Raw genomic sequence first — 20,274 nt, 5'->3', positions numbered from 1 at the left:
CCCGGATTATGTTACCTCTCAAGAACTTCTGTCGGATTCCTGACAGTGGGATAGCGGTGAGTAACCGCAGCTCAGGGCGTTTTCGCCCGCCCTGAGCCACTGATCCGCTACCCAGCGTCACTCCCACTCGATGGTGCCCGGGGGCTTGCTGGTGACGTCCAGAACCACGCGATTGATCTCCCGGACCTCATTGGTGATCCGGTTCGAGATCTTCGCGATCAGGTCGTACGGCAGGCGGGACCAGTCGGCGGTCATGGCGTCCTCACTGGACACCGGGCGCAGCACCACGGGGTGCCCGTAGGTCCGGCCGTCGCCCTGCACGCCCACGCTCCGTACGTCAGCGAGCAGGACCACCGGGAATTGCCAGACGTCACGGTCCAGCCCGGCCGCGGTCAGCTCCTCGCGGGCGATCAGGTCGGCCTGGCGCAGGATGTCGAGCCGTTCGCGGTCGACCGCGCCGATGATCCGGATGGCCAGACCGGGGCCCGGGAACGGGTGCCGCTGGACCATCGCCTCGGGCAGGCCGAGCTCGGCGCCGAGGGCGCGCACCTCGTCCTTGAACAGCGTGCGCAGCGGCTCGATCAGCGCGAACTGCAGGTCGTCGGGGAGACCGCCGACGTTGTGGTGCGACTTGATGTTGGCCGTGCCGGTGCCGCCGCCCGACTCCACCACGTCCGGGTAGAGGGTGCCCTGCACCAGGAACTCGATGTGCCGCTCCGCGTCGAGCTTGCGGGCGGTCGCCTCGAAGGTCCGGATGAACTCGCGGCCGATGATCTTCCGCTTCTGCTCCGGGTCGGTGACGTCCTTCAGGAAACCGAGGAACTGTTCCTCCGCGTCCACCACGACGAGCCGGATGCCGGTGGCGGCGACGTAGTCCTTCTCCACCTGCTCGGCCTCGCCGGCGCGCAGCAGGCCGTGGTCGACGAAGACGCACGTGAGCTGGTCACCGATGGCCTTGTGGACGAGCGCCGCGGCGACCGCCGAGTCGACGCCGCCGGAGAGCGCGCAGAGGACCTGCTTGTCGCCGACCTGCTCACGGATCGCGGCGACCTGATCCTCGATGATATTGCCGGGCGTCCAGGTCGGCTCGATGCCGGCGATGTCGTACAGAAAGCGCTTGAGCATCTCCTGGCCCTGCTCGGTGTGCGCCACCTCGGGGTGGAACTGCACACCGGCCCGCTTGGCGGTCAGGTCCTCGAAGGCGGCGACCGGCGCGCCCGGGGTCGAGGCGGTGACCGCGAAGCCCTCGGGGGCGACGGCGACGCTGTCGCCGTGGCTCATCCAGACCGGGAGGTCGGCGGGGAGATCGCGGAGCAGGGTGCCGCCCTGGGCGGCGAGCAGGGTCCGCCCGTACTCCCGGGAGCCGGTGTGTGCCACCGTGCCGCCGAGGGCCTGGGCCATCGCCTGGAAGCCGTAGCAGATGCCGAAGACCGGGACGTCGTTGTCGAAGAGGCCGGCGTCGAGCGTGGGAGCACCCGGCTCGTAGACGCTGGACGGGCCACCGGACAGGATGATCGCGGCAGGATTCTTCGCCAGCATCTCGGCCACCGGCATCGAGTGCGGGACGATCTCGGAGTAGACGCGGGCCTCACGGACCCGGCGGGCGATCAACTGGGCGTACTGGGCGCCGAAGTCGACGACGAGAACGGGACGCGGGGTACTCACCCGGCGAGTTTACCGGCGAGGGGCGGCCCCTTCCGGAGCCGCCCCTCGACGCTGTGACGATCAGGTACTGACGATCAGGCGCGGTAGTACGTCCGGGACGCCACGTTGGTGACGTTGCCCGCCTTGTCGTACGCCCGGACCTGAACCTTCATGGTCTTCGCCTGCTTGGCCACCTTGAAGCTGAGCGCCCAGCCGGCCTTGGTGTCGGTGGCGACCACCTTGCCGTTGACCAGCAGCTGCACCTTGCTGATGCCGGACTTGTCGGTCGCTGACACGTACACCGCGACCGTTCCCTTCACCTTGGCCTTGTTCGCCGGCGCCTTGGTGATCTTCACAACCGGCTTGATGTTGTCGGCAATCAGCGTGCGGTAGCCGGTCCACGTGACGTTGCCGGCCTTGTCGACGATCTTCAGTCGCAGCGAGATCGGACCGTTCTTGCTGCCGGTCTTCAACTGCGGCGCGAACGGGGCGACGTAGTCCCGGCTGTGCCGCACGCTACCCAGGTACAGCTCGACCTGGCGGATGCCCGACCCGGTGCCGTCGGTCGCGCCGGAGGTGATCGCGACCGTGCCGTGCACCAATTGGTTCTGCCCAGGGCTGGTACGGCCCGCGCTCGGCGCCACCTTGTCGGTCGACTTGAAGAGCGCGGCGTTCGCGTCCACCAGGCCGTACTGCGTGCCGGCGACGGCCGTGGGGGTGGCCGACTTGATCGAGTGCTGGATGCTCCACCCGGAGAACGTCGGCTTGAACGAGGCCACCAGGGCGGCGATGCCGGAGACCAGCGGGGCGGCGAACGAGGTGCCCTGCAGGGTCTCGCCACCGCAGGCGGTGCTGTTGCCGTCGTAGCAGTAGCGGGCGTTGCTCCACATGCCGGCGGTGATGCCCGGCGCGGCGACGTCGACCCAGCTGCCGCGGTTCGACCAGGAGGTCAGCGTCTTGCCACCGGTACGGGTGTTGGTGGCACCGACCGCGAGCACGTCCGGGTACGCCGCCGGGTAGCTCAACGCCTGGCTGCCGTCGTTACCGGCGGCGGCGACCACCAGAACGCCCTGGCCGTTCGCGTACGCCACCGCGTTCGCGATGGTCTGCGAGTGACTCGGCCCACCCAGCGACATGTTGATGATCTTCGCGCCCTGGTCGACCGCGTAGACGATGCCGTCCGCGATGTCGGAGTTGAAACCGTAGCCCTCCACGCCGCCCAGAACCTTGACCGGCAGGATCTGGCACTGGGCGCAGACCCCGGCCATCCCGGCCGAGTTGTTGTGCTTGGCGGCGATCAGCGAGGCGACGATCGTGCCGTGCCGGAAGGCCCCGGGGTCGTCGTCGGCGGGGTTGCTGTCGTAGTTGAAGAAGTCGTAGCCGGGGAGCACCTGGCCGGCCAGGTCACCGACCGGCGAGACACCGGTGTCCAGCACCGCCACCTTGACCGCCCCGCCGGTCGTGGTGTCCCACGCCTTCGGCACGTTGAGCTGGCGCAGTTCCGGCTGGCGGCCCTGCACGAAGAGGGTGTCGTTCGGGGTCACGTCGAAGGCCTTGGACTGACGGTCCACCTCGACGTACGCAACCTTCGGGTCCTTCTCCAGCGCCGCGATGGCGGCGGCCATCTTGGCCTTGGGAACGGCCACGGCCTTCGCGTTCAGCCGGGCGCCCAGACGCGACTTCGACGGTGCGGCGGCGCGGGCTCCTGCGGCCCGCAGACCGAGGCTCGCCTCGGCAGGCAGCTGGGCCTCGGCGTCGGCGCCGGCCTTGAGTCCCACGATCAGCCGGACCGGCGATGACGTGTCGGCGGCCTCAGCTACGCCGAACGCGCCGAGGCTGGCGGCCAGGCCGACAGCGACGAGCCCGAACGTGATCCGCCGATGAGATGACCTCATTTCGGTGCAACCTCCCCGTAGCGACGGTCGCGTACCGACGCGCCGCCCGGCCAGCGTACTGGCGATCTTGTATTTCGCAAGACCGGTTCCATTGACCGAGATCTGCAGCGACATTGAGCAGTACGGCGATGTCCTTTACTGTTCCGCTATGCGGAACAGCAAGATCACTTGGGCGGTGCTCGCGGGCGTCGTGCTGGCGCTGGTCGCCGGCATCGGCGTCGCGATAGCGATCAATCGAGGATCTTCCGAGCCGGACGCCGCACCGGCCGGACCCGCCGCGGCCTCGGCATCTGCCGGTCCGTCCGCATCCCCCTCGGCGTCACCCAGCCCGTCTCCCGGCGCCGACATCAAGGGCCCGCTCGACCTGGTTCTGATCGGCGTCGACACCCGGACGTCGATCCCCGGCTGGGAGCCGCACGCCGACGCGATCATGCTGCTGCACGTCGACGCCGGACTGGAGTCGGCATACCTCTACTCACTCCCCCGCGACCTGCGCGTGGAGATCCCGGCCTACAAGAAGTCCGGATTCGGCGGCGGCCGCTACAAGATCACTGAGGCGATGAGCCGGGGCTCGCGCGTCCCGGGTTCCGACCGGGTCAGCGTCGAGCAGGGGTATGAGCTGCTCACCAAGACGCTCAGCGCGTACACCGGGATCAAGACGTTCCACGGCGGGGCGATCCTCAACTTCGGGGGTATGGCGAAACTCGTCGACGCGCTCGGCGGCATCGAGATGACGATCGACCAGCGGGTCGAATCCCGGCACCGCAAGCCGGACGGCACCATGCGCCAGCTGGCCCGAGGCGGCGGCGACTTCGTCGGACCGCAGGCGGTCTACAAGCCGGGCAAGCAGCGGCTGGTCGGGTGGCAGGCGATCGACTACGCACGCCAGCGGTACGGCCTGCCGAACGGTGACTACGACCGGCAGCGGCACCACCGGCAGCTGGTCCGGGCGATCCTCGGCACGGCGATGAGCCAGGGCCTGGAGGACCCGGCCAAACTCGGCGACGTGATCAGCGCGCTGGGCAAGTCGCTGGTCTACGTGGGCGGGCGTACGCCGTTCGAGTACGCGTACGCGCTGCGGGACCTGAGCCCGGCGGACATCACGATGGTCAGCCTGCCCGGCGGCGGGATCGGCCGCGGCGGCGGTTACCTGGGTGAACAACTCAAGGCCGAGGGCAAGGGCTTCCTCAAAGCGCTGGTGAAGAACCAGCACGCCGCCTACCTGGCGCAACACCCCAAGCTGGTCGACAAGGGATAGAGCCGTAGTCTCGAACCCATGTGGCGACGCGGTGGACTGGTCCTGGTGCTCCTCATCGCGGGGTGTTCCGCGGACGAGCCTGAGCCGGCGCCCTCAGTCACGCCGTCCACCGCACCCACGTTCCAGCCCGGCGCCGAGGGTGTCGGTGATCCGTACTTCCCGACGTACGGGAACGGCGGCTACGACGTCGCCGGATACGACCTGGACCTGCGGTACGACCCGGCGGCCGGCCGGCTCAGCGGCACCGCCACCATCACGGCGACTGCGACGCAGCACCTGTCCCGGTTCAACCTCGATCTCGCCCATCTCAAGGCCGAGCAGGTCACTGTGGACGGCGCCGCCGCGACCAGTGCCGCCGAGGGCAACGAGCTGGTGATCACCCCGGCAGCCGGCATCGTCGACGGGCGCAAGTTCACCGTCGTGGTCCGGTACGCCGGACAGCCCGCCCTGCTGGAGAACAAGGCGCTCGGCAACGGCGGCTGGATGCGCGTCGGGAACGACGGCGCCATCGCCCTCGGCCAGCCGGAGTCGGCGAGCACGTGGTACCCGGTGAACGACCACCCGTCGGACAAGGCCACCTTCCGGCTGGCGATGACCGTGCCGGACGGCATCGAGGTGCTCAGCAACGGGGTGCCCGGCGAGCGGGAGACCGTCGACGACTGGACCACCTGGCGCTGGACCGAGAACTCCCCGATGGCCAGCTATCTCTCCACGGTGGTCATCGGCCAGTACCGGATCACCCGCGGCACCCACGGCGGCAAGCCGATGGTCACCGCGATCCCGGAGTCACTGCCGGCCGACGGCCCGGCGGCCCGTTCGATCGCCCGCACCGGGGAGATCACCGACTTCCTGGCGGGGCACTTCGGGCCGTACCCGTTCGACGCCAACGGCGGGGTCGTGGTCGACGCGGACCAGATCACCTACGCGCTCGAGACACAGGCCCGGCCGGTGTACGGCAACACGTTCTTCGCGCGGGGCCTGAACCCGGGTGTGGTCGCGCACGAACTGGCGCACCAGTGGTTCGGGGACAGCGTCGCGCTGAGCCGCTGGCAGGACATCTGGCTCAACGAGGGCTTCGCGACGTACGCCGAGTGGCTCTGGTCCGAGCACGAGGGCGACGCGACCGCCCAGCAGATCTTCGACCGGACGTACGCGAGCTTCGACTGGCGGCAGATCCCCGGCGACCCGACCCCGGAGCGGCTGTTCGGCTCGGCCGTCTACCAGCGCGGCGGGATGACCGTGCACGCGCTGCGCCGCACCATCGGCGACGAGGCGTTCAGCAAGCTGGTGAAGTCGTGGACCGCCGACAACCGCAACGGCAACGTCACCGCCGACGAATTCATCGCGGCCGCAGAAAAGGCGTCCGGGAAAGACCTGGACGCCTTTTTCCAGTCTTGGCTCTACGGGACCGAAAAGCCGAGCTAGCTGGCTCCGCTTCGCTCCGCGGCAGAACGCCTTGTAACCGGTTTTCACCGGTCCAGAACGAGTGCCACCTTCTGGAATTCCTTGACGTCGCGGTAGCCGCACTTGGCCATCGCGCGGCGCAGGCCGCCGAACAGGTTGAGCTGACCGTCCGGGCGGTCGGCCGGGCCGTAGAGCACCTCTTCGAGCGTGCCGTCCGGCTCGCCGGCGATGCAGAAACCGCCGCGCGGCAGAGCCGGGTGGCTGGCCGCCGAGTGCCACCAGGCGCCACCGGCCGGCGCGCCCTCGGCGAGCGAGAGCGGCTCGCCCAGCATCACCGCGTCCGCGCCGCAGCCGATCGCCTTCGCGATGTCACCGGAGGTGGCGATGCCGCCGTCGGCGATCAGGTGCACGTACCGGCCGCCGGTCTCGTCCAGGTAGTCACGGCGGGCGGCCGCGGCGTCGGCGATCGCGGTGGCCATCGGCACCCGGATGCCGAGCACGGTGTCCGTGGTGGCCCACTCGTCGGCACCGACACCGACGATGACGCCGGCCGCACCCGTACGCATCAGGTGCAGTGCCGTCTTGTAGTCGGTGCAACCGCCGACGATGACCGGCAGGTCGAGGTCGGCGATGAACTCCTTGAGGTTCAGCGGCTCGTCGGTCGTCGAGACGTGCTCGGCCGAGACCAGGGTGCCCTGGATGACCAGCAGGTCGACGCCGGCGTCCAGCACCACCGGCGCCAGTGCCAGGGTGTGCTGCGGCGACACCCGGACGGCCACGGTCACGCCGCCCGCCCGCATCTGCCGCACCCGCTCGGCGATCAGCTCCGGCTTGATCGGCTCCGCGTACACCTCCTGGAGCCGCTTGGTGGCGTCGGCGTCCTCGTCCAGCGAGGCCAGCTCTTCGAGGATCTTGGAGGGGTCCTCGTACCGGGTCCAGAGGCCCTCGGCGTTGAGCACGCCCAGGCCGCCGAGGCGGCCCAGGGCGATCGCCGAGTCCGGGCTCATGGTGGCGTCCGACGGGTGCGCGACGCAGGGGATCTTGAAGGGGTACGCGTCGAGCTTCCACTCGGTCGACACATCGTCCACGTCGCGCGTGCGACGGCTCGGAACGATGGCGATGTCGTCCAGGTGATACCCGCGCTGAGCGGTCTTTCCTAGGCCGATCTCAACGACGTCACGCATGGCCGGTCTTGTCCTTAAAACGAAGGGTGACTAACGGGAGTGGTAATTCGGGGCCTCGACGGTCATCTGGATGTCGTGCGGGTGGCTCTCCTTGAGGCCGGCCGCGGTGATCCGGATGAGCTGTCCCCGCTCCTGCAGGTCCGGGATCGTCTCGGCGCCCGCGTAGCCCATCGCCAGCCGGACACCGCCGACCAGCTGACCGACCACCCGGGACAGTGGGCCACGGTAGGGAACCTGACCCTCGACGCCCTCCGGCACCAGCTTCTCCTCCGGCACGTCGTGCTGGAAGTAGCGGTCCTTCGAGTAGGACTTGGCCTGGCCGCGCGACTGCATGGCGCCGAGCGAACCCATGCCCCGGTACGACTTGAACTGCTTGCCGTTCACGAAGATCAGCTCGCCGGGGCTCTCCTCCGAGCCGGCCAGCAGACCGCCGAGCATCACCGAGTTGGCGCCCGCCACCAGGGCCTTGGCGATGTCACCGCTGTACTGGATGCCGCCGTCGGCGATCACCGGCACACCGGCGGGCTTGCACGCCCGGGCCGCCTCCATGACCGCGGTGATCTGGGGCACACCGACACCGGCGACGATCCGGGTGGTGCAGATCGCGCCCGGCCCGACACCGACCTTCACCGCGTCGGCGCCGGCCTCGACCATGGCCTTGGCCCCCGCGTACGTCGCGACGTTGCCGCCGACGATGTCGGTGGTGGTGTCCTTCTTCAGCCGGGCGATCATGTCGAGGACCTGGCGCTGGTGGCCGTGCGAGGTGTCCACGATCACGACGTCGACGCCGGCCTCGATCAGGCCGCGGGCCCGCTTGTACGCGTCGTCGCCGACCCCGACCGCCGCGGCGACCCGCAGCCGGCCCTGGTCGTCCTTGGTGGCCAGCGGGTACTGCTCGCTCTTGGTGAAGTCCTTGACCGTGATCAGGCCACGCAGGTGTCCCGCCTCGTCGACCAGCGGCAGCTTCTCCACCTTGTGGCGGCGCAGCAGGTCCAGCGCATCCTGTTTGGTCACCCCGACCGGGGCGGTGAACAGCGGCGATTTCGTCATCACGTCGCGCACCTTGGCGCTGCTGTCGCTGACGAAGCGCATGTCGCGGTTGGTCACTATGCCGACCAGCTTGCCCGTGCTGTCGACCACCGGGACGCCGGAGATCCGATACCTCGCGCAGAGCGCGTCGACCTGGGCCAGGGTGTCGTCCGGGCTGCAGGTGATCGGGTTGGTGATCATGCCGGACTCGGACCGCTTCACCAGGTCGACCTGGGCGGCCTGGTCCTCCGCCGAGAGGTTGCGGTGCAGCACCCCGATGCCGCCCTCGCGGGCCATCGCGATCGCCATCCGGGCCTCGGTGACGGTGTCCATGGCCGCGGAGAGCAGCGGGATGGTCAGCTCGACGTTGCGCGTCAGGCGCGTCACGGTGTTGACCCGGCTGGGCACGACGTCCGACTCACCGGGCTGCAGCAGCACGTCGTCGAAGGTCAGACCGAGAGGAACGGTGCGGGCGCTGTCAGTTTCCACAAATCATCCCTAGAGAAGAGGCGGAGTCCATCATCCTACCCATCCCACGCGGGGCACCCGGGCGGCGGACAGAACGTGCGGGCCAGCACACTCGGCCGGGAGGTGAGTACGGTATGAGGGTGCAAGATGAGCCGATCGACCCGTTCAACGGCGACCCGACCGACCCGGCCGCCGGACTCGACGACCTCAATGAGGACGCCGAGTCCGAACCGCTGACCGAGGACGAGCGGCAGGACGTCCTGGAAGACCTCTCCGACCTGGAGATTTATCAGGCGCTGCTGAGTCCGACGGGCATCCGCGGGTTGGTCATCGAGTGCGAGGACTGCCATGAGCCGCACTACTTCGACTGGGACCTGCTGCGTGGCAACCTGCGGCACCTGCTGAGCAGCGGGCGGCCACGGGTGCACGAGCCGGCGTACGACCCGGACCCGGACCACTACGTCACGTGGGAGTACGCACGGGGTTACGCCGACGGCGTCCACGACACCCTCACCGAGGGCACTGAAGAAGAGCAGAGCTAGACACGATCTTGGGCGCCCCACCACCGCTTGTGGTGGTCAGACGCCCAAGATCGCAATGCGTCAGGCGACGAGGCCTGCCCGAAAGCCTGCGGCTACGGCGTGGGCTCGGTCGCGGGCGCCGAGCTTGCGGAACAACCGCCGGGCGTGGGTCTTGACGGTGTCCTCGGAGACGAACAGTTCCCGGCCGATCTCCGCGTTGCTCTTGCCGTCGGCCATCCCCCGCAGCACCTGCAGCTCCCGCTCGGTGAGCGTGAGCCGCCGGCCCGCCGGCTGCGCGTCGGCCATACCGACCCCGGCCTCGTTGCCCGGCCAGGCCACCATCGGCCGGCCGGTCGCCGGGTCGATCGGGGCGTCACCACGCTGTGCCGGGACCATCGGCGCGTTCGGTCCGAGCATGGCCGGTACCGCCGCCGCGTTCGGTACGCCCATGCCGGGTCCGCCGTGGTACTGACCCCGGGCCGCCGGGGAGTTGTTGTTGCGCGCGCCGCCGGCCACGGTGGCCGGTTGCGCGTTGGCGCCGTTGATCGGCATGCCCTGCGGGCGTACCGGCAACAGCAGTAGAAGCAGTGCCTTGGCGACGACGCTGACCAGGTCGTGTTCGACGCCACGGATGACACCACGGGCGCCTGCGGCAACGGCTGCGGCCGCCACCCGGGGGTCTTCAGCGCCGAAGAGCACCACTTGGGCCTGTGGCGCGCGGGCCAGGACGCGCCGGGTGAATCCGACGCTGTCGGGTCGGGTCACGGCGGTGTCGGCCAGGACGACTTCGGCCGGCCGTTCCGCCAGTCGGATCATGGCCTCGGTCTCGCTGACCGCGGTCCGGACGACGCCGGTCATGCCGAGCCGGGCCGCGGTGGACGCGACGGTCTGGGCCGCCAGCGGGGTTCGGACGCACACGAGGACGGTACGCACAGTGATCCTCCTTCTCTCTCAGAGGAGATCACGCGAGGGCCGCAGCATTACGCGCTTTAGATGGAAAAAACGGGAAAGAAAGGTATGACTTGCCACCCCTTTGCCATACCGCTTGCGAAGACATCGACATGTTGCGTGTGAGTCGGCGTGAGCCGGGGTACACCCGCGAAAGGCCTGAGCCAGGCCCGTCATGACGAACGCTCCGCGGTGCCGCGCGGGAGGAGGGTGTTGATGTCGAACGTTCGCAGACTGCCCGGGCCCATCGCCGATTTGTGGGACTGGCAGAGGCTGGGCCTCTGCCGGGGCCGGGACAGTGCGCAGTTCTTCCACCCCGACGGCGAGCGTGGCTCGTCCCGCAATCGTCGCGAGGCCAAGGCGAAGTCCATGTGTGGCGCCTGCCCGGTCCGGGCGGAGTGCGCCGCGCACGCCCTCGCGGTCCGCGAGCCGTACGGTGTCTGGGGAGGTTTCAGCGAATCGGAGCGGCTGCGGCTGCTCGCGGTCGGCTGGGAGGATCTGGCCGATCGTCACGGACGGGTCGACCTGCTACGGCTCGAGGCGCGCCTCGGCCGGCCCCACAAGACGGCGGTACCCGCACAACGGCAGGCACCGGCGGCCTGACGCCGCCCGGCGCGCGGCATCACCACACGGCTGGCGACACGGTCCTCCGCGGGGGACCGTGTCGAGTGGTTCAGCGGTTCTTCAACCGCATCGGTGGACATGCAACCCACCGTATGAGCGACTTGCGTTTTCGAGTCGGACCGAAAGTGCGGCTTTCCGCTATTCGATGTTGACGGTCACCTCGTGCCACCCGGTGGCCCCGTCGGGCGCCGGTTCGGCGCGATCGGCGGTCTGGGTCACCCCGTCGCGATCGGTCGCCCGCACTCGGAGCCGGTGCTCCCCGGGCTCAGCGGTCCAGGCCACGCTCCACTGGACCCAGGTGTCCACCGAGACGGTCGGGGCGAGCGTCGCGACCACCCAGGGACCGTCGTCGACCTGCACCTCGACCTTGACGATCCCCCGATGCTGGGCCCAGGCGACCCCGGCCACCGTGACCGCACCGGCCGGCCGGGAGGCGCCGTTGCGCGGGGTGTCGATTCGGGACTGGGTTTTCACCGGCGCCTGCGCCGACCAGCCGCGCGGCACCCAATAGGCATCGAAGTCAGCGAATCTCGTCAGCTCGATCTCGGTGATCCACTTGCAGGCGGAGACGTAGCCGTACAGTCCGGGAACGACCATCCGGACCGGGAAGCCGTGGGCGACCGGCAGCGGCTCGCCGTTCATCCCGACCGCGAGCAGCGCATCGCGCCCGTCCCGCAGCACCGCGGTCGGCGTGCCGCAGGTCCAGCCGTCCACCGACCGCTGCACCACCTGGTCCGCCCCGGGCAGCGGGCCGGCCTCGTCGAGCAGGTCCTTGATCGGCGTACCCAGCCAGAGCGCGTTGCCGATCAGATCGCCGCCCACCTCGTTGGAGACGCAGGCCAGCGTCAGATAGCGCGCCACCATCGGCCGGCGGAGCAGATCCGCCCAGGTCAGCGTGATCGGGTTGCGGACCATGCCGTGAATGCGCAACTGCCAGGCCGCCGGGTCCACCTGCGGGGTCACCAGCGCGGTGTCGATCCGGTAGAAGTCCCGGTTCGGCGTGACGAACGGGACGGCGCCGGGTGCCTGGGCACCGGCAGGCGGCGTGGGCACCGGTCCGGCCGCGACCGGCAACGCGATCGACTGCCGGGCCGCGGTCACCGCGCGGCGCGAGGTCAGCATCCGGCCCGCGACGCCGCCGGCGGCCGCGACGGCAGCCACGATCCCCAGGTCACGCAGGAAGCGGCGCCGGCTTTCACCGGGGTACGCGGAAGCGGGCGCCGCAGGCACGCGAGGCTCGGCCACCTCGGCAGCGTGCCCCTCGACCGTCGCGGCCGTCCGCAGCAGATGCCGCAGCACCAGCACCGCCGCGGCCGCTCCGATCAGGGACGGCAGTACCGCGGCCGGCCCCGCCCCGGTACGCGTGAGCGCTGCCCCGGCCCCGATGGCCCCGAACACCGCGATGCCGGTGACCGCAACCGCCCACCGGCGTCGACCGAGCGCGCCCACCCCGTACGCATAAATCGCCACCAGCAGAGCGGTGCCGACAAGCAGCGCGGTCTTGTCGTGCACGCCGAAGACCGCGATGCCGAAATCCTTGACCGGAGCCGGCACGTGATCGACCACCACGCCACCGACCGCCACCAGAGGCGCGGTGGAGGCGCCGGTCAGGACGGCGGCCAACTCGGCCACGCCGAGTGCCACCGCGGCTGCCGCCACCCCGCTGAGCCCGGTCCGGATCGATGCGTTCACCTCACCATCCTGCATCGCCGGCGCCCGGTCAGCGCCCGCGCAGCCGCCCGATCGCCTTGGCGGCCCCATATCCGCAGGCTGCGGCCACGAACAGGAAGGACAGTCCGAGGATGATCTCCGAGCCGGTGTCCTCACTGTCGGTCACCAGGGACAGCAGCATGGCCAGCCCGAGCAGTCCGAAGATCAGCAGGAGCGGCGACAGCACCACCAGGCTGAGCACCGCGCCGACCGTGCCGCCGCTGTCCGACGGCTGTTCCGGGGCGGATTGGACCTCCTGCGGTGGTCTCGGCTGCGGCACCGGGATCCGGGCCGCGTCGCGGGCCGGCATCGGTGTCCGCAACTCCGGCCGGACCCGGGCGTCGAGCGCCGGGATCAGCGAGTGCCCGTTCGGGAAGAGGGTCGGCTCCACGCTCACCTGGATGCCGTCGTGACCGATGAACCGCCGAGCGCCGTCCGGCCAGGCGAGCACGGCGGCGCACTGGTCGAACCAGACCGTCGCGGCCGAGCCGTCCCCCACCATGCTGATCCCGCGCTCACCCGCGACCAGGGACAGCTCCGGATCCTCGATCGAGGGGTACGTGATGCCCTGCACCACCTGGTCGGACGAGGTCGGGGCCGCGGCGTACCCGGCCCACTCCGCGCCACCCCGGCCGGGGGTCATCAGCAGCCCGTCGGCGTACGCGGCGGCGGCGACCGCGGCGACGTCGTCCCGGGTGACCGCGCGCAGTTCGGCGAGCGCCTCGTCGAGGGTCTGCACCGGCCGTCCGGCGAGCAGGTTGAACGCCTGACCGGGCAGCCGGCCGCCCTGCTCCTCGGCGTGGGTGAGTTCCTCGACACGCTGGTTGACGACCGTGGTCACCTCGGCCTGGTCGATCAGGCCGAGCCGGACGGCGGCCAGCACGTCGACGAATCCGCCGAGCACCGCACCCTGTTTCTCGGGCAGCGCGTCGGCGAAGGCGGAGAGCACCGCGCTGCCGTCGGCCCGCGGCTCGTACCCGGCGTGCACGGTGTAGGAGAGTCCGCTCTCCTGACGCAGGGACCGGAACAGCGCCCGTTCCAGGACTCCGGCGAAGACCGCGGCGCGCACGTCGCGGCGTACCACCGCGTCCCAGGCCACCATGTTGGAGGGCCGGGAGAAGTACGCCGGGCGCACCGGAAGGGCCGACGACGCCACCGGAACCGGCTGGCGGTACCCGTTGGGCAGGTTGAGCTGGAGCCCGGCGGGCACAACCGGGCCGGCGATCCAGAGGGCCGCGTTCTGCCGGGTGAAGAACCGGGCGACCCAGGCGCGCAGGTCGTCGGGGGTGATCCCGCTCAGTCCCCACTCGGGGTAGGTGACGACGCCGTAGTCGCGGGCGCCGTGGCGCCAGAGCGCCAGCGCCTCGGTCGGCCCCTCGCTGCGACTGTTCTCCTCGGTGCGCAGGATCTCCTTCTCGGTGGAGAGCCGGTGCATCGGCAGGTCGGTCAGCGCCGCGCACACCCCGTTCAGGAACTTGACGATGTCCGCCTCGCTGCCCCGGGTGTGGAAGAACGTGTACTCCACCGAGGTCGCGCCGTTGTAGTGGTAGTCGGCCACCCCGAAGGAGTGCAGGGCCAGGTGCTCGACGAGGTGGGTGATGCCCCGCTTGGCCAGCGGCTCGTCGGCGAACCCGACCCGGAACACCAGCCCGGCGTGCATCGGACCGGTGGCCGGGCCGTGCACCACGGGGATGCCGTCGATCTGGAGTTGAGTGATCATCGGGTGCCTCCGAAGGCCCAGGCCCGAGCCTGCTGGATCTGGGTGGCGACGTCGTCGTCCAGGTAGTCCCACGGGTGCCGGGTCGCCAGGTTGCCCATCGCGGTGAACGTGGCGGCCGCCGCGCGCTGGTCGTCGAGGAGCATGAAGAGCAGCGCGAACGTGCTCAGCGCCTCGATCCAGCCGTAGCCGCGGCGGAACCCCGGATGCCAGATGGACCGCTGCGCCGCCTGGTAGATCTCCGCCCGGACCTGCTCGTTCGAGAGGTAGCCGAGCATGTCCGCCCGGGTGTCACCGTCGAAGACGTGTTCGATGTGCGCCTCGGCGACGATCAGACCGTGCGGGCCGCCGGGTGGTGCGGCGCCCATCGCGTCCCGGGCGAACTCGTGCACCTGCTCCCAGGTCCCGTCCCACTTCGGGCAGAGCATCTGCAGCAGCTGGAGCTGCCCGGGCAGGTGGTGCGGGTCCGCGGCGGCGAGCCGGTCGTACCGTCGCCGGCTCTCGGCCAGGCCCAGCTGCAGGCCGCGCGCCGAGGTGATCCGGGCGGTCCAGACGGCCGGGTCCCGCGGGTTGTAGGCGGCGCCGTCGATCAGCACCTGCTCGGCCTTGCGAAGCCAGTCGTGGAATGCGGCGAACTGCTCGCGGCTCACGTACTGGGCCCGGGCCGCAGTCCGGATCTTCCAGCCGACGTCGATCAGGTGGCTGCCGAGCAGCGCGGACGCGGCGCCGTCAGCGGGATTCGCGGCGAGCACGGCACGCAGGAACCCCTCCAGGCCCTCGTCCTCGCAGACCGAGCGGATCAGCGCGGTCCGCTCCATCGGGCCGGCCGAATCGAGCACGGCACGGCTGGCCGGCCAGTCACGGCGGGCCAGGGCGGCCCGCAGAGCAGCGATCTCCGGGTACGCGACTGCGCGGTCGAGCACCACGTCGGTGGCTTGGGACATGGCGCGCAGCATAAGCGTCGATCAAAATCCTCGCGCACCGGTTATCCCGCTGCGGGTCAGCCGGTCGCCGCCCACCACAGCCGGCGGCGCGGCCGCGGGGTCTGCTCCGGGTCCCGGGCCGGCATGATGATCTGCCGCGACGCCGGTGTCCGGGTGTCGATCTCGTTGGTCACAGCGGCGCCCTCGCGGAACAGGGCGGGCTCGACGCGTACCGTGATGCCGTCCTCGCCGATCAGCTCGCGGCCGCCGTCCGGCCAGGCCAGCACGGCCGCGCACGACTCGTAGCGGACGGTCCGGACCGTCTCGCCGACGAGGGTGCTGATGCCCTCGTCGCCGTGGACCAGCCGCAGGCCGCGGTCCGTCCGGCAGCGCCGGGTACGCCCGGCCACGACCGGCCCGGCGTCCGGGGGCGTCAGCGCGTACCCCGCGATGTCGGCCGTGCTGCCGGCCGGAGTCATCAGCAGGCCCGCGTCGTACGCCGCGGCCGCCACCTCGGCGACCTCGGCCGCGGTGACCGCCTGCACGTCGGCGACCGCGTCCGCCAGGCTGCGCACGCTCAGCCCGGCCAGCACGTTGAAGGCCTGTCCCGGCAGCCGCCCGCCGCGTTCCTCGGCCTCCCGCAGCCCGTCGCAGGTCAGCTCGACCACGCCGGCCACGTCGTCCGCATCGATCCGGCCGGTACGCATCTCGGCCAGCACACCGGCCAGCCCGGCCAGCGCGGCCTCCCGCCGGCCCGGCAGGGGTTCGGCGAACGCCGTGATCCGGGACGTCCGGGCGGCCCGCGGCTGGTACTCGGTCCGGACCGCGCCGGCGATCGGGCTGTTCCCGCAGAGGTTCCGGTCCAGTTGCCGCTCGAGCACGTTGGCGAAGACCGCGGCCCGCGCCTCCCGGCGTACCACGGTGTCCCAGGCTGTCCGGTCGCCCGGCCCGGCGAAGACAGCGGGGCTGACCGGCAGCGCCGACGACGGTGCCGGAGCCGGCTGTCGAGTGCCGTCCGGCAGGTCCAGCGCCAGGCCCGCGGGCAGCTCGTCGCCGGCCACCCAGAGTGCGGCGTTCGCCCTGGTGAAGTAGCGGGCGATCCACTCGTTGAGGTGTTCCGCGGCGAGCCCGGACAGACCCCACTCGGGGTAGCTCGGCATGCCGAAGTCGCGGGCACCGTGCCGCCGCATCGGCAGCGGATCGGTCACCCGCCCGGCCGCCTCGCTGCGCAGCACGTCCTTCTCGGCCTCGAGCCGGTCGGTGGGCAGCCGGCGCAGCGCGGCGCAGACGCCGGCCAGGAACTCGGCGATCCGCTCGGCGGAACCCTGCACGTGGAAGTAGGTGTGCTCGATCCCGGTCCGGCTGTTCAGATGGCTGCTCACCTGGGCCGGCCCGGGCAGCACCAGATGCTCGACGAGGTGGGTGATCCCGCGGTTGACCGGGGACTCGTCGGCGACACCGACCCGGAAGACCAGACCGGCGTGCATCGGCCCGACGACGGGGGCGAGCAGAGTGGGTACGCCGTCCACCTCGAGCTGTTCGATCATGAGCGGGGTTCCCGATGGCGCGCGAGCATGGCGGGCAGCATAGATCTTCCCCAGTGGACCCCGGCTGGCGGGGGAAACCGGCGCTCAGGACAGCAGCGGATCGTCCAGCAGATGCTCGAAGGCCAGCTCGGCGGCGCCGATCAGAGCGGCGTCCGCGCCGAGTTCGGGGGTACGGAGCCGGACGTGTTCCCGGCACGCGGGCAGCCCGACCGCGTTGAGCCGGCTGCGGATCTGTGCGGCCGCGCCGAGGTAGACGTCGCGCAGGGTGCCGCCGAAGATCACGACTTCCGGGTTGAAGATGTTGACCAGGTTGCCGACGCCGAACCCGAGCCAGTCGCCGACCTGCCGCAGCGCGTGCTGGGCCTGGCTGTCACCGCGCATCGCGGCGTCCACCACTTCGAGCACCGCTTCCCGGCCGGTGCTGTCCGCCCGTCCGGCGAGCCGGAGCAGGGCGTGCTCGCCGATCTCGGTCTCCCAGCAGCCGCGCGAGCCGCAGGAGCACGGGCGCCCGTACGGGTTGACGACCATGTGGCCGACCTCGCCGCCGTACCCGCCGTGTCCCATGACCCGGCGCCCACCGGCCACGATGCCGGCGCCGACGCCCACATCGCCGTACAGGTAGATGACGTTGTCGCAGTTCAGGGCCGCGCCGCGGGCATGTTCGGCGAGAGCGCAGACATCCGCGTGGTTGCCGACCGTGAGCCGGCCCGACTCACCGAGCTCGGCCCGCAGAGCCGCGCCGACCGGCTCCTCGACCCACCCGATCGTCGGCGCGAGACGGACCAGGCCGTCCTGCCGCCGCACCATGCCGGCCACGGCCAGGCCGCTGCCCACGCACTTGGCGTCGTCGGCCACCCCGGCACGCATGGCCCGGATGAAGTCGGCGAGCGGCTGCACCGCGTCGTCGGAGCTCATCCCGGGCGGGCGGGCGGTCTCGTACTGCTCCAGGATCCGCCCGCCGAGGCCGACCCGGGCCGCGCGCAGCCGGTCCACCTCGATGCTGAGCGCGTACGCGTACACCTTGCCCGACTCGGGCCGGACGACCAGTGAAGGTCGCCCGGCCCGGCCGGTCTCCCGTGGCACCGCCTCGGTGACCAGCCCCGCGCTGATCAGCTCGGCGGTGAGTGCCCCGATGGTGCTGCGGTTGAGGCCGAGCCGGTTGGTCAACTCGGCACGCGACGTCGCGCCGTGCGTGTGCACGTAACGCAGGAGCGTTCCGAGGTTGTACCGGCGTACCTCTTCCTGGCTGGGGCCGGCACGCATCAGCGTCCCGTCCCCGGCCCCGGGTTTCGGCGCATCAGTTACCTGTTGCGGAGGCTCGGCGCCGCGCCAGTGCGTCGACGCTGGCCGCGGTCAGCAGGATGAGGCCGGTCACGATGTACCGGGTGCCCGGCGCGAAGCCCATCAGGCCCATGCCGTTGTCGATCACCGCGATCACCGCGCCACCGATCACCGCGTTGATCACCTTGCCCTTGCCGCCGAAGAGGCTGGTGCCGCCGATGACCGCCGCGCCCACCGAGTAGAGCAGGATGTTGCTGCCACCGGTGTTCGGGTCGACCGAGCTGGCCCGGCTGACCACCAGGATGCCGCCGATGGCCGCCATGAACGAGCAGATCACGAAGACCGAGATGCGGATCCGGTCGACCGGGATACCGGCGCGGCGGGCCGCCTCGGTGTTGCCGCCGACCGCGTAGACGTGCCGGCCGTAGGTGGTGCGGCTGAGCACGAACGTCCAGACCACCAGGAACACCGCGATGATCGGTACGACGATCGGGGTGCCCTTGAGCGAGGTGATCGCCACGTTGATCGCGCGCTCCTGGGTGAGCACCAGGGTGGCCGCCACGAACAGCACGGTGAGGCCGGCGATGCGCAGCAGGACGATGCCCAGCGGGTCGGTGACGAGGTTCTTGGCGGCACGCCGGCGGTACCGGTTGAGCTGCACGAACGCGAAGCCGACGATGCAGACGATCGCGAAGACCCAGCTCCACAGGACCGACATGGTGTCGTTGTTCAGCGCGCGGACGAACTCGTCGGTGATCGAGATGTTCTTGCCGCCCTCCAGGAGGGTCAGCAGGATGCCCTGGAAGGCGAGGAAGGCCGCCAGGGTCACGACGAACGACGGGATGCCGAGCTTGGCGACGAGCACGCCGAGCGCCAGACCGATGATGATGCCGGTGATCATCGCGGCCGGGACCGCGATGTACCAGGCCATGCCCTCGTTGGTGAGCAGGATGGCCATGATCGCGCCGCAGACGCCGCTCGCGAAGCCGGCCGAGAGGTCGATCTCGCCGAGCAGCAGCACGAAGACCAGGCCCATGGCGATGAAGGTCACCTGGGCGCCCTGGTTGAACAGGTTCGCGAAGTTGAGCGCGCTGAGGAACGTGTCCGGCCGGGCGACGCTGAAGATCAGCGTGAGGACGAGAAGTCCCAGGACGGCCGGGAGGGTGCCGAGGTCGCCGCCGCGGACCCGGGCCCAGTAGTCGCGAATGTGGCTGGACACCGTCGGCTTGACGGCCTGGATCCCGCCCGCCGTGGTCGTGGTCGTGGTGGTCACTGGGCCTCTCCCGGCGTGATGTCGATGAAGTCGGAGGGCTTCTCCGGCGGCAGGCCGAGGTTGCCGCTGCGCCCGCCGGTGATCAGCTCGACGACCTGGGAGTGGGTGACATCGGACGCCTTGACCTGAGCGGCCATCCGGCCGAGGTAGAGCGCGGCGATCCGGTCCGAGACCGCGAAGACGTCGTTCATGTTGTGCGAGATCAGCACGACGCCGAGACCGTTGTCGGCGAGCCGGCGGACCAGCTCGAGCACCTGCGCGGTCTGGGCGACGCCCAGCGCGGCGGTCGGCTCGTCGAGGATGACGACCTTGCTGTTCCAGAGCACCGACTTGGCGATCGCCACGGTCTGCCGCTGACCGCCGGAGAGGCTGGAGACCAGCTGGCGCAGCGACTTGACGGTCCGCACCGAGAGGCTGCGCAGGGTCTCCCCGGCCATCTCCTCCATGGTGTCCTCGTCGAGGACGATGCCGTTCTTCTTCTCGCGGCCGAGGAACATGTTCTGGACGATGTCCAGGTTGTCGCAGAGCGCGAGGTCCTGGTAGACGACCTCGATGCCGAGCGCGGAGGCGTCACGGGGGGTGTGGATCGCGACCTCACGGCCCTCGAAGGTCACCGTGCCCGCGTCGATGTTGTAGATGCCGCTGATGCACTTGACCAGCGTGGACTTGCCTGCGCCGTTGTCGCCGACCAGGGCGGTTACCTCGCCCGGGTAGACGCTGAGCCCGACGTCGTGCAGGACCTGGACAGGACCGAAGCTCTTGTCGATCCCGCGCAGCTCCAGAAGGGGTGTCGCGGCCACGGGTGGTTCTCCTTCGTTCGGTGACCGGTTTCGTCGAGGCCGCACCAC

Annotated in this window: 16 protein-coding genes; 4 read left to right on the top strand and 12 right to left on the bottom strand. The window is 70.6% G+C overall.

The window, feature by feature from the left end:
- Positions 1 to 117 precede the first annotated feature (117 nt).
- Positions 118 to 1,665 (bottom strand): glutamine-hydrolyzing GMP synthase, encoded by a 1,548-nt coding sequence (guaA, locus tag OHA21_RS42720; protein ID WP_328465115.1) that lies wholly within the window; start codon positions 1,663 to 1,665, stop codon positions 118 to 120.
- 74 nt (positions 1,666 to 1,739) lie between these two features.
- Positions 1,740 to 3,539 (bottom strand): S8 family serine peptidase, encoded by a 1,800-nt coding sequence (locus tag OHA21_RS42715; protein WP_328465113.1) that lies wholly within the window; start codon positions 3,537 to 3,539, stop codon positions 1,740 to 1,742.
- Between the two features lie 148 nt (positions 3,540 to 3,687).
- On the opposite strand from OHA21_RS42715, the gene OHA21_RS42710 reads away from it, so the two are divergent.
- Both OHA21_RS42710 and OHA21_RS42705 read left to right on the top strand, forming a co-directional pair.
- A complete protein-coding gene (locus OHA21_RS42710; RefSeq protein WP_328465111.1) occupies positions 3,688 to 4,797 on the top strand; it encodes an LCP family protein in 1,110 nt (369 codons plus the stop codon).
- Between the two features lie 18 nt (positions 4,798 to 4,815).
- Positions 4,816 to 6,222, top strand: a complete 1,407-nt coding sequence (locus tag OHA21_RS42705; RefSeq protein WP_328465109.1) for a M1 family metallopeptidase — start codon at positions 4,816 to 4,818, stop codon at positions 6,220 to 6,222.
- A gap of 44 nt (positions 6,223 to 6,266) precedes the next feature.
- On the opposite strand, the gene OHA21_RS42700 is transcribed toward OHA21_RS42705, so the two are convergent.
- Positions 6,267 to 7,385, bottom strand: a complete 1,119-nt coding sequence (locus tag OHA21_RS42700) for a GuaB3 family IMP dehydrogenase-related protein (protein ID WP_328465107.1) — start codon at positions 7,383 to 7,385, stop codon at positions 6,267 to 6,269.
- Between the two features lie 30 nt (positions 7,386 to 7,415).
- A complete protein-coding gene (guaB, locus tag OHA21_RS42695; RefSeq protein ID WP_328465105.1) occupies positions 7,416 to 8,903 on the bottom strand; it encodes an IMP dehydrogenase in 1,488 nt (495 codons plus the stop codon).
- 119 nt (positions 8,904 to 9,022) lie between these two features.
- Here guaB and OHA21_RS42690 point away from each other — a divergent pair, with 119 nt between their 5' ends.
- Positions 9,023 to 9,424 (top strand): DUF5319 domain-containing protein, encoded by a 402-nt coding sequence (locus tag OHA21_RS42690; RefSeq protein ID WP_328478898.1) that lies wholly within the window; start codon positions 9,023 to 9,025, stop codon positions 9,422 to 9,424.
- 60 nt (positions 9,425 to 9,484) lie between these two features.
- Here OHA21_RS42690 and OHA21_RS42685 read toward each other — a convergent pair whose 3' ends face one another.
- On the bottom strand, positions 9,485 to 10,336 hold the full coding sequence (locus tag OHA21_RS42685; protein ID WP_328465103.1) for a response regulator transcription factor: 852 nt from the start codon (positions 10,334 to 10,336) through the stop codon (positions 9,485 to 9,487).
- Positions 10,337 to 10,567: 231 nt separating this feature from the next.
- Between OHA21_RS42685 and OHA21_RS42680 the strand changes: the two genes are divergently transcribed.
- Entirely contained in the window at positions 10,568 to 10,954 is a 387-nt protein-coding gene (locus OHA21_RS42680; protein ID WP_328465101.1) for a WhiB family transcriptional regulator, read from the top strand.
- 159 nt (positions 10,955 to 11,113) lie between these two features.
- On the opposite strand, the gene OHA21_RS42675 is transcribed toward OHA21_RS42680, so the two are convergent.
- The 7 genes from OHA21_RS42675 to OHA21_RS42645 form a co-directional block, all read right to left on the bottom strand.
- Positions 11,114 to 12,682 (bottom strand): molybdopterin-dependent oxidoreductase, encoded by a 1,569-nt coding sequence (locus OHA21_RS42675; RefSeq protein WP_328465099.1) that lies wholly within the window; start codon positions 12,680 to 12,682, stop codon positions 11,114 to 11,116.
- Positions 12,683 to 12,695: 13 nt separating this feature from the next.
- Positions 12,696 to 14,405, bottom strand: coding sequence for a M16 family metallopeptidase (locus tag OHA21_RS42670; protein WP_328465097.1), 1,710 nt, complete (start codon positions 14,403 to 14,405; stop codon positions 12,696 to 12,698).
- Positions 14,402 to 15,346, bottom strand: a complete 945-nt coding sequence (locus OHA21_RS42665) for a hypothetical protein (protein ID WP_328465095.1) — start codon at positions 15,344 to 15,346, stop codon at positions 14,402 to 14,404. Before OHA21_RS42665 ends, OHA21_RS42670 begins: the two co-directional genes overlap by 4 nt.
- A 56-nt stretch (positions 15,347 to 15,402) precedes the next feature.
- Complete coding sequence (locus tag OHA21_RS42660) at positions 15,403 to 16,872, bottom strand: insulinase family protein (protein WP_328465093.1); 1,470 nt, start codon at positions 16,870 to 16,872, stop codon at positions 15,403 to 15,405.
- A gap of 84 nt (positions 16,873 to 16,956) precedes the next feature.
- Positions 16,957 to 18,135 carry an ROK family transcriptional regulator gene (locus OHA21_RS42655; RefSeq protein WP_328465091.1) on the bottom strand — a complete coding sequence of 393 codons (1,179 nt, stop codon included), beginning with the start codon at positions 18,133 to 18,135 and terminating at the stop codon, positions 16,957 to 16,959.
- 34 nt (positions 18,136 to 18,169) lie between these two features.
- Positions 18,170 to 19,426 carry a sugar ABC transporter permease gene (locus OHA21_RS42650; RefSeq protein ID WP_328465089.1) on the bottom strand — a complete coding sequence of 419 codons (1,257 nt, stop codon included), beginning with the start codon at positions 19,424 to 19,426 and terminating at the stop codon, positions 18,170 to 18,172.
- Entirely contained in the window at positions 19,423 to 20,226 is an 804-nt protein-coding gene (locus OHA21_RS42645; protein WP_328465087.1) for an ATP-binding cassette domain-containing protein, read from the bottom strand. The genes OHA21_RS42650 and OHA21_RS42645 overlap by 4 nt, the downstream gene beginning before the upstream one ends.
- Between the last annotated feature and the right edge of the window lie 48 nt (positions 20,227 to 20,274).

This window comes from Actinoplanes sp. NBC_00393, assembly GCF_036053395.1.
GTDB lineage: Bacteria > Actinomycetota > Actinomycetes > Mycobacteriales > Micromonosporaceae > Actinoplanes.
Note: the sequence above shows the minus strand (reverse complement) of the source record. Positions and strands in the feature narration are given on the sequence as shown.

Excerpts from the sequence above, each read along its gene's own strand:
- OHA21_RS42715 (WP_328465113.1), bottom strand. The coding sequence starts at position 3,539 with ATGAGGTCATCTCATCGGCGGATCACGTTCGGGCTCGTCGCTGTCGGC.
- OHA21_RS42710 (WP_328465111.1), top strand. The coding sequence starts at position 3,688 with ATGCGGAACAGCAAGATCACTTGGGCGGTGCTCGCGGGCGTCGTGCTG.
- OHA21_RS42705 (WP_328465109.1), top strand. The coding sequence starts at position 4,816 with ATGTGGCGACGCGGTGGACTGGTCCTGGTGCTCCTCATCGCGGGGTGT.
- OHA21_RS42700 (WP_328465107.1), bottom strand. The coding sequence starts at position 7,385 with ATGCGTGACGTCGTTGAGATCGGCCTAGGAAAGACCGCTCAGCGCGGG.
- OHA21_RS42680 (WP_328465101.1), top strand. The coding sequence starts at position 10,568 with ATGTCGAACGTTCGCAGACTGCCCGGGCCCATCGCCGATTTGTGGGAC.
- OHA21_RS42675 (WP_328465099.1), bottom strand. The coding sequence starts at position 12,682 with ATGCAGGATGGTGAGGTGAACGCATCGATCCGGACCGGGCTCAGCGGG.
- OHA21_RS42670 (WP_328465097.1), bottom strand. The coding sequence starts at position 14,405 with ATGATCACTCAACTCCAGATCGACGGCATCCCCGTGGTGCACGGCCCG.
- OHA21_RS42665 (WP_328465095.1), bottom strand. The coding sequence starts at position 15,346 with ATGTCCCAAGCCACCGACGTGGTGCTCGACCGCGCAGTCGCGTACCCG.
- OHA21_RS42660 (WP_328465093.1), bottom strand. The coding sequence starts at position 16,872 with ATGATCGAACAGCTCGAGGTGGACGGCGTACCCACTCTGCTCGCCCCC.
- OHA21_RS42655 (WP_328465091.1), bottom strand. The coding sequence starts at position 18,135 with ATGCGTGCCGGCCCCAGCCAGGAAGAGGTACGCCGGTACAACCTCGGA.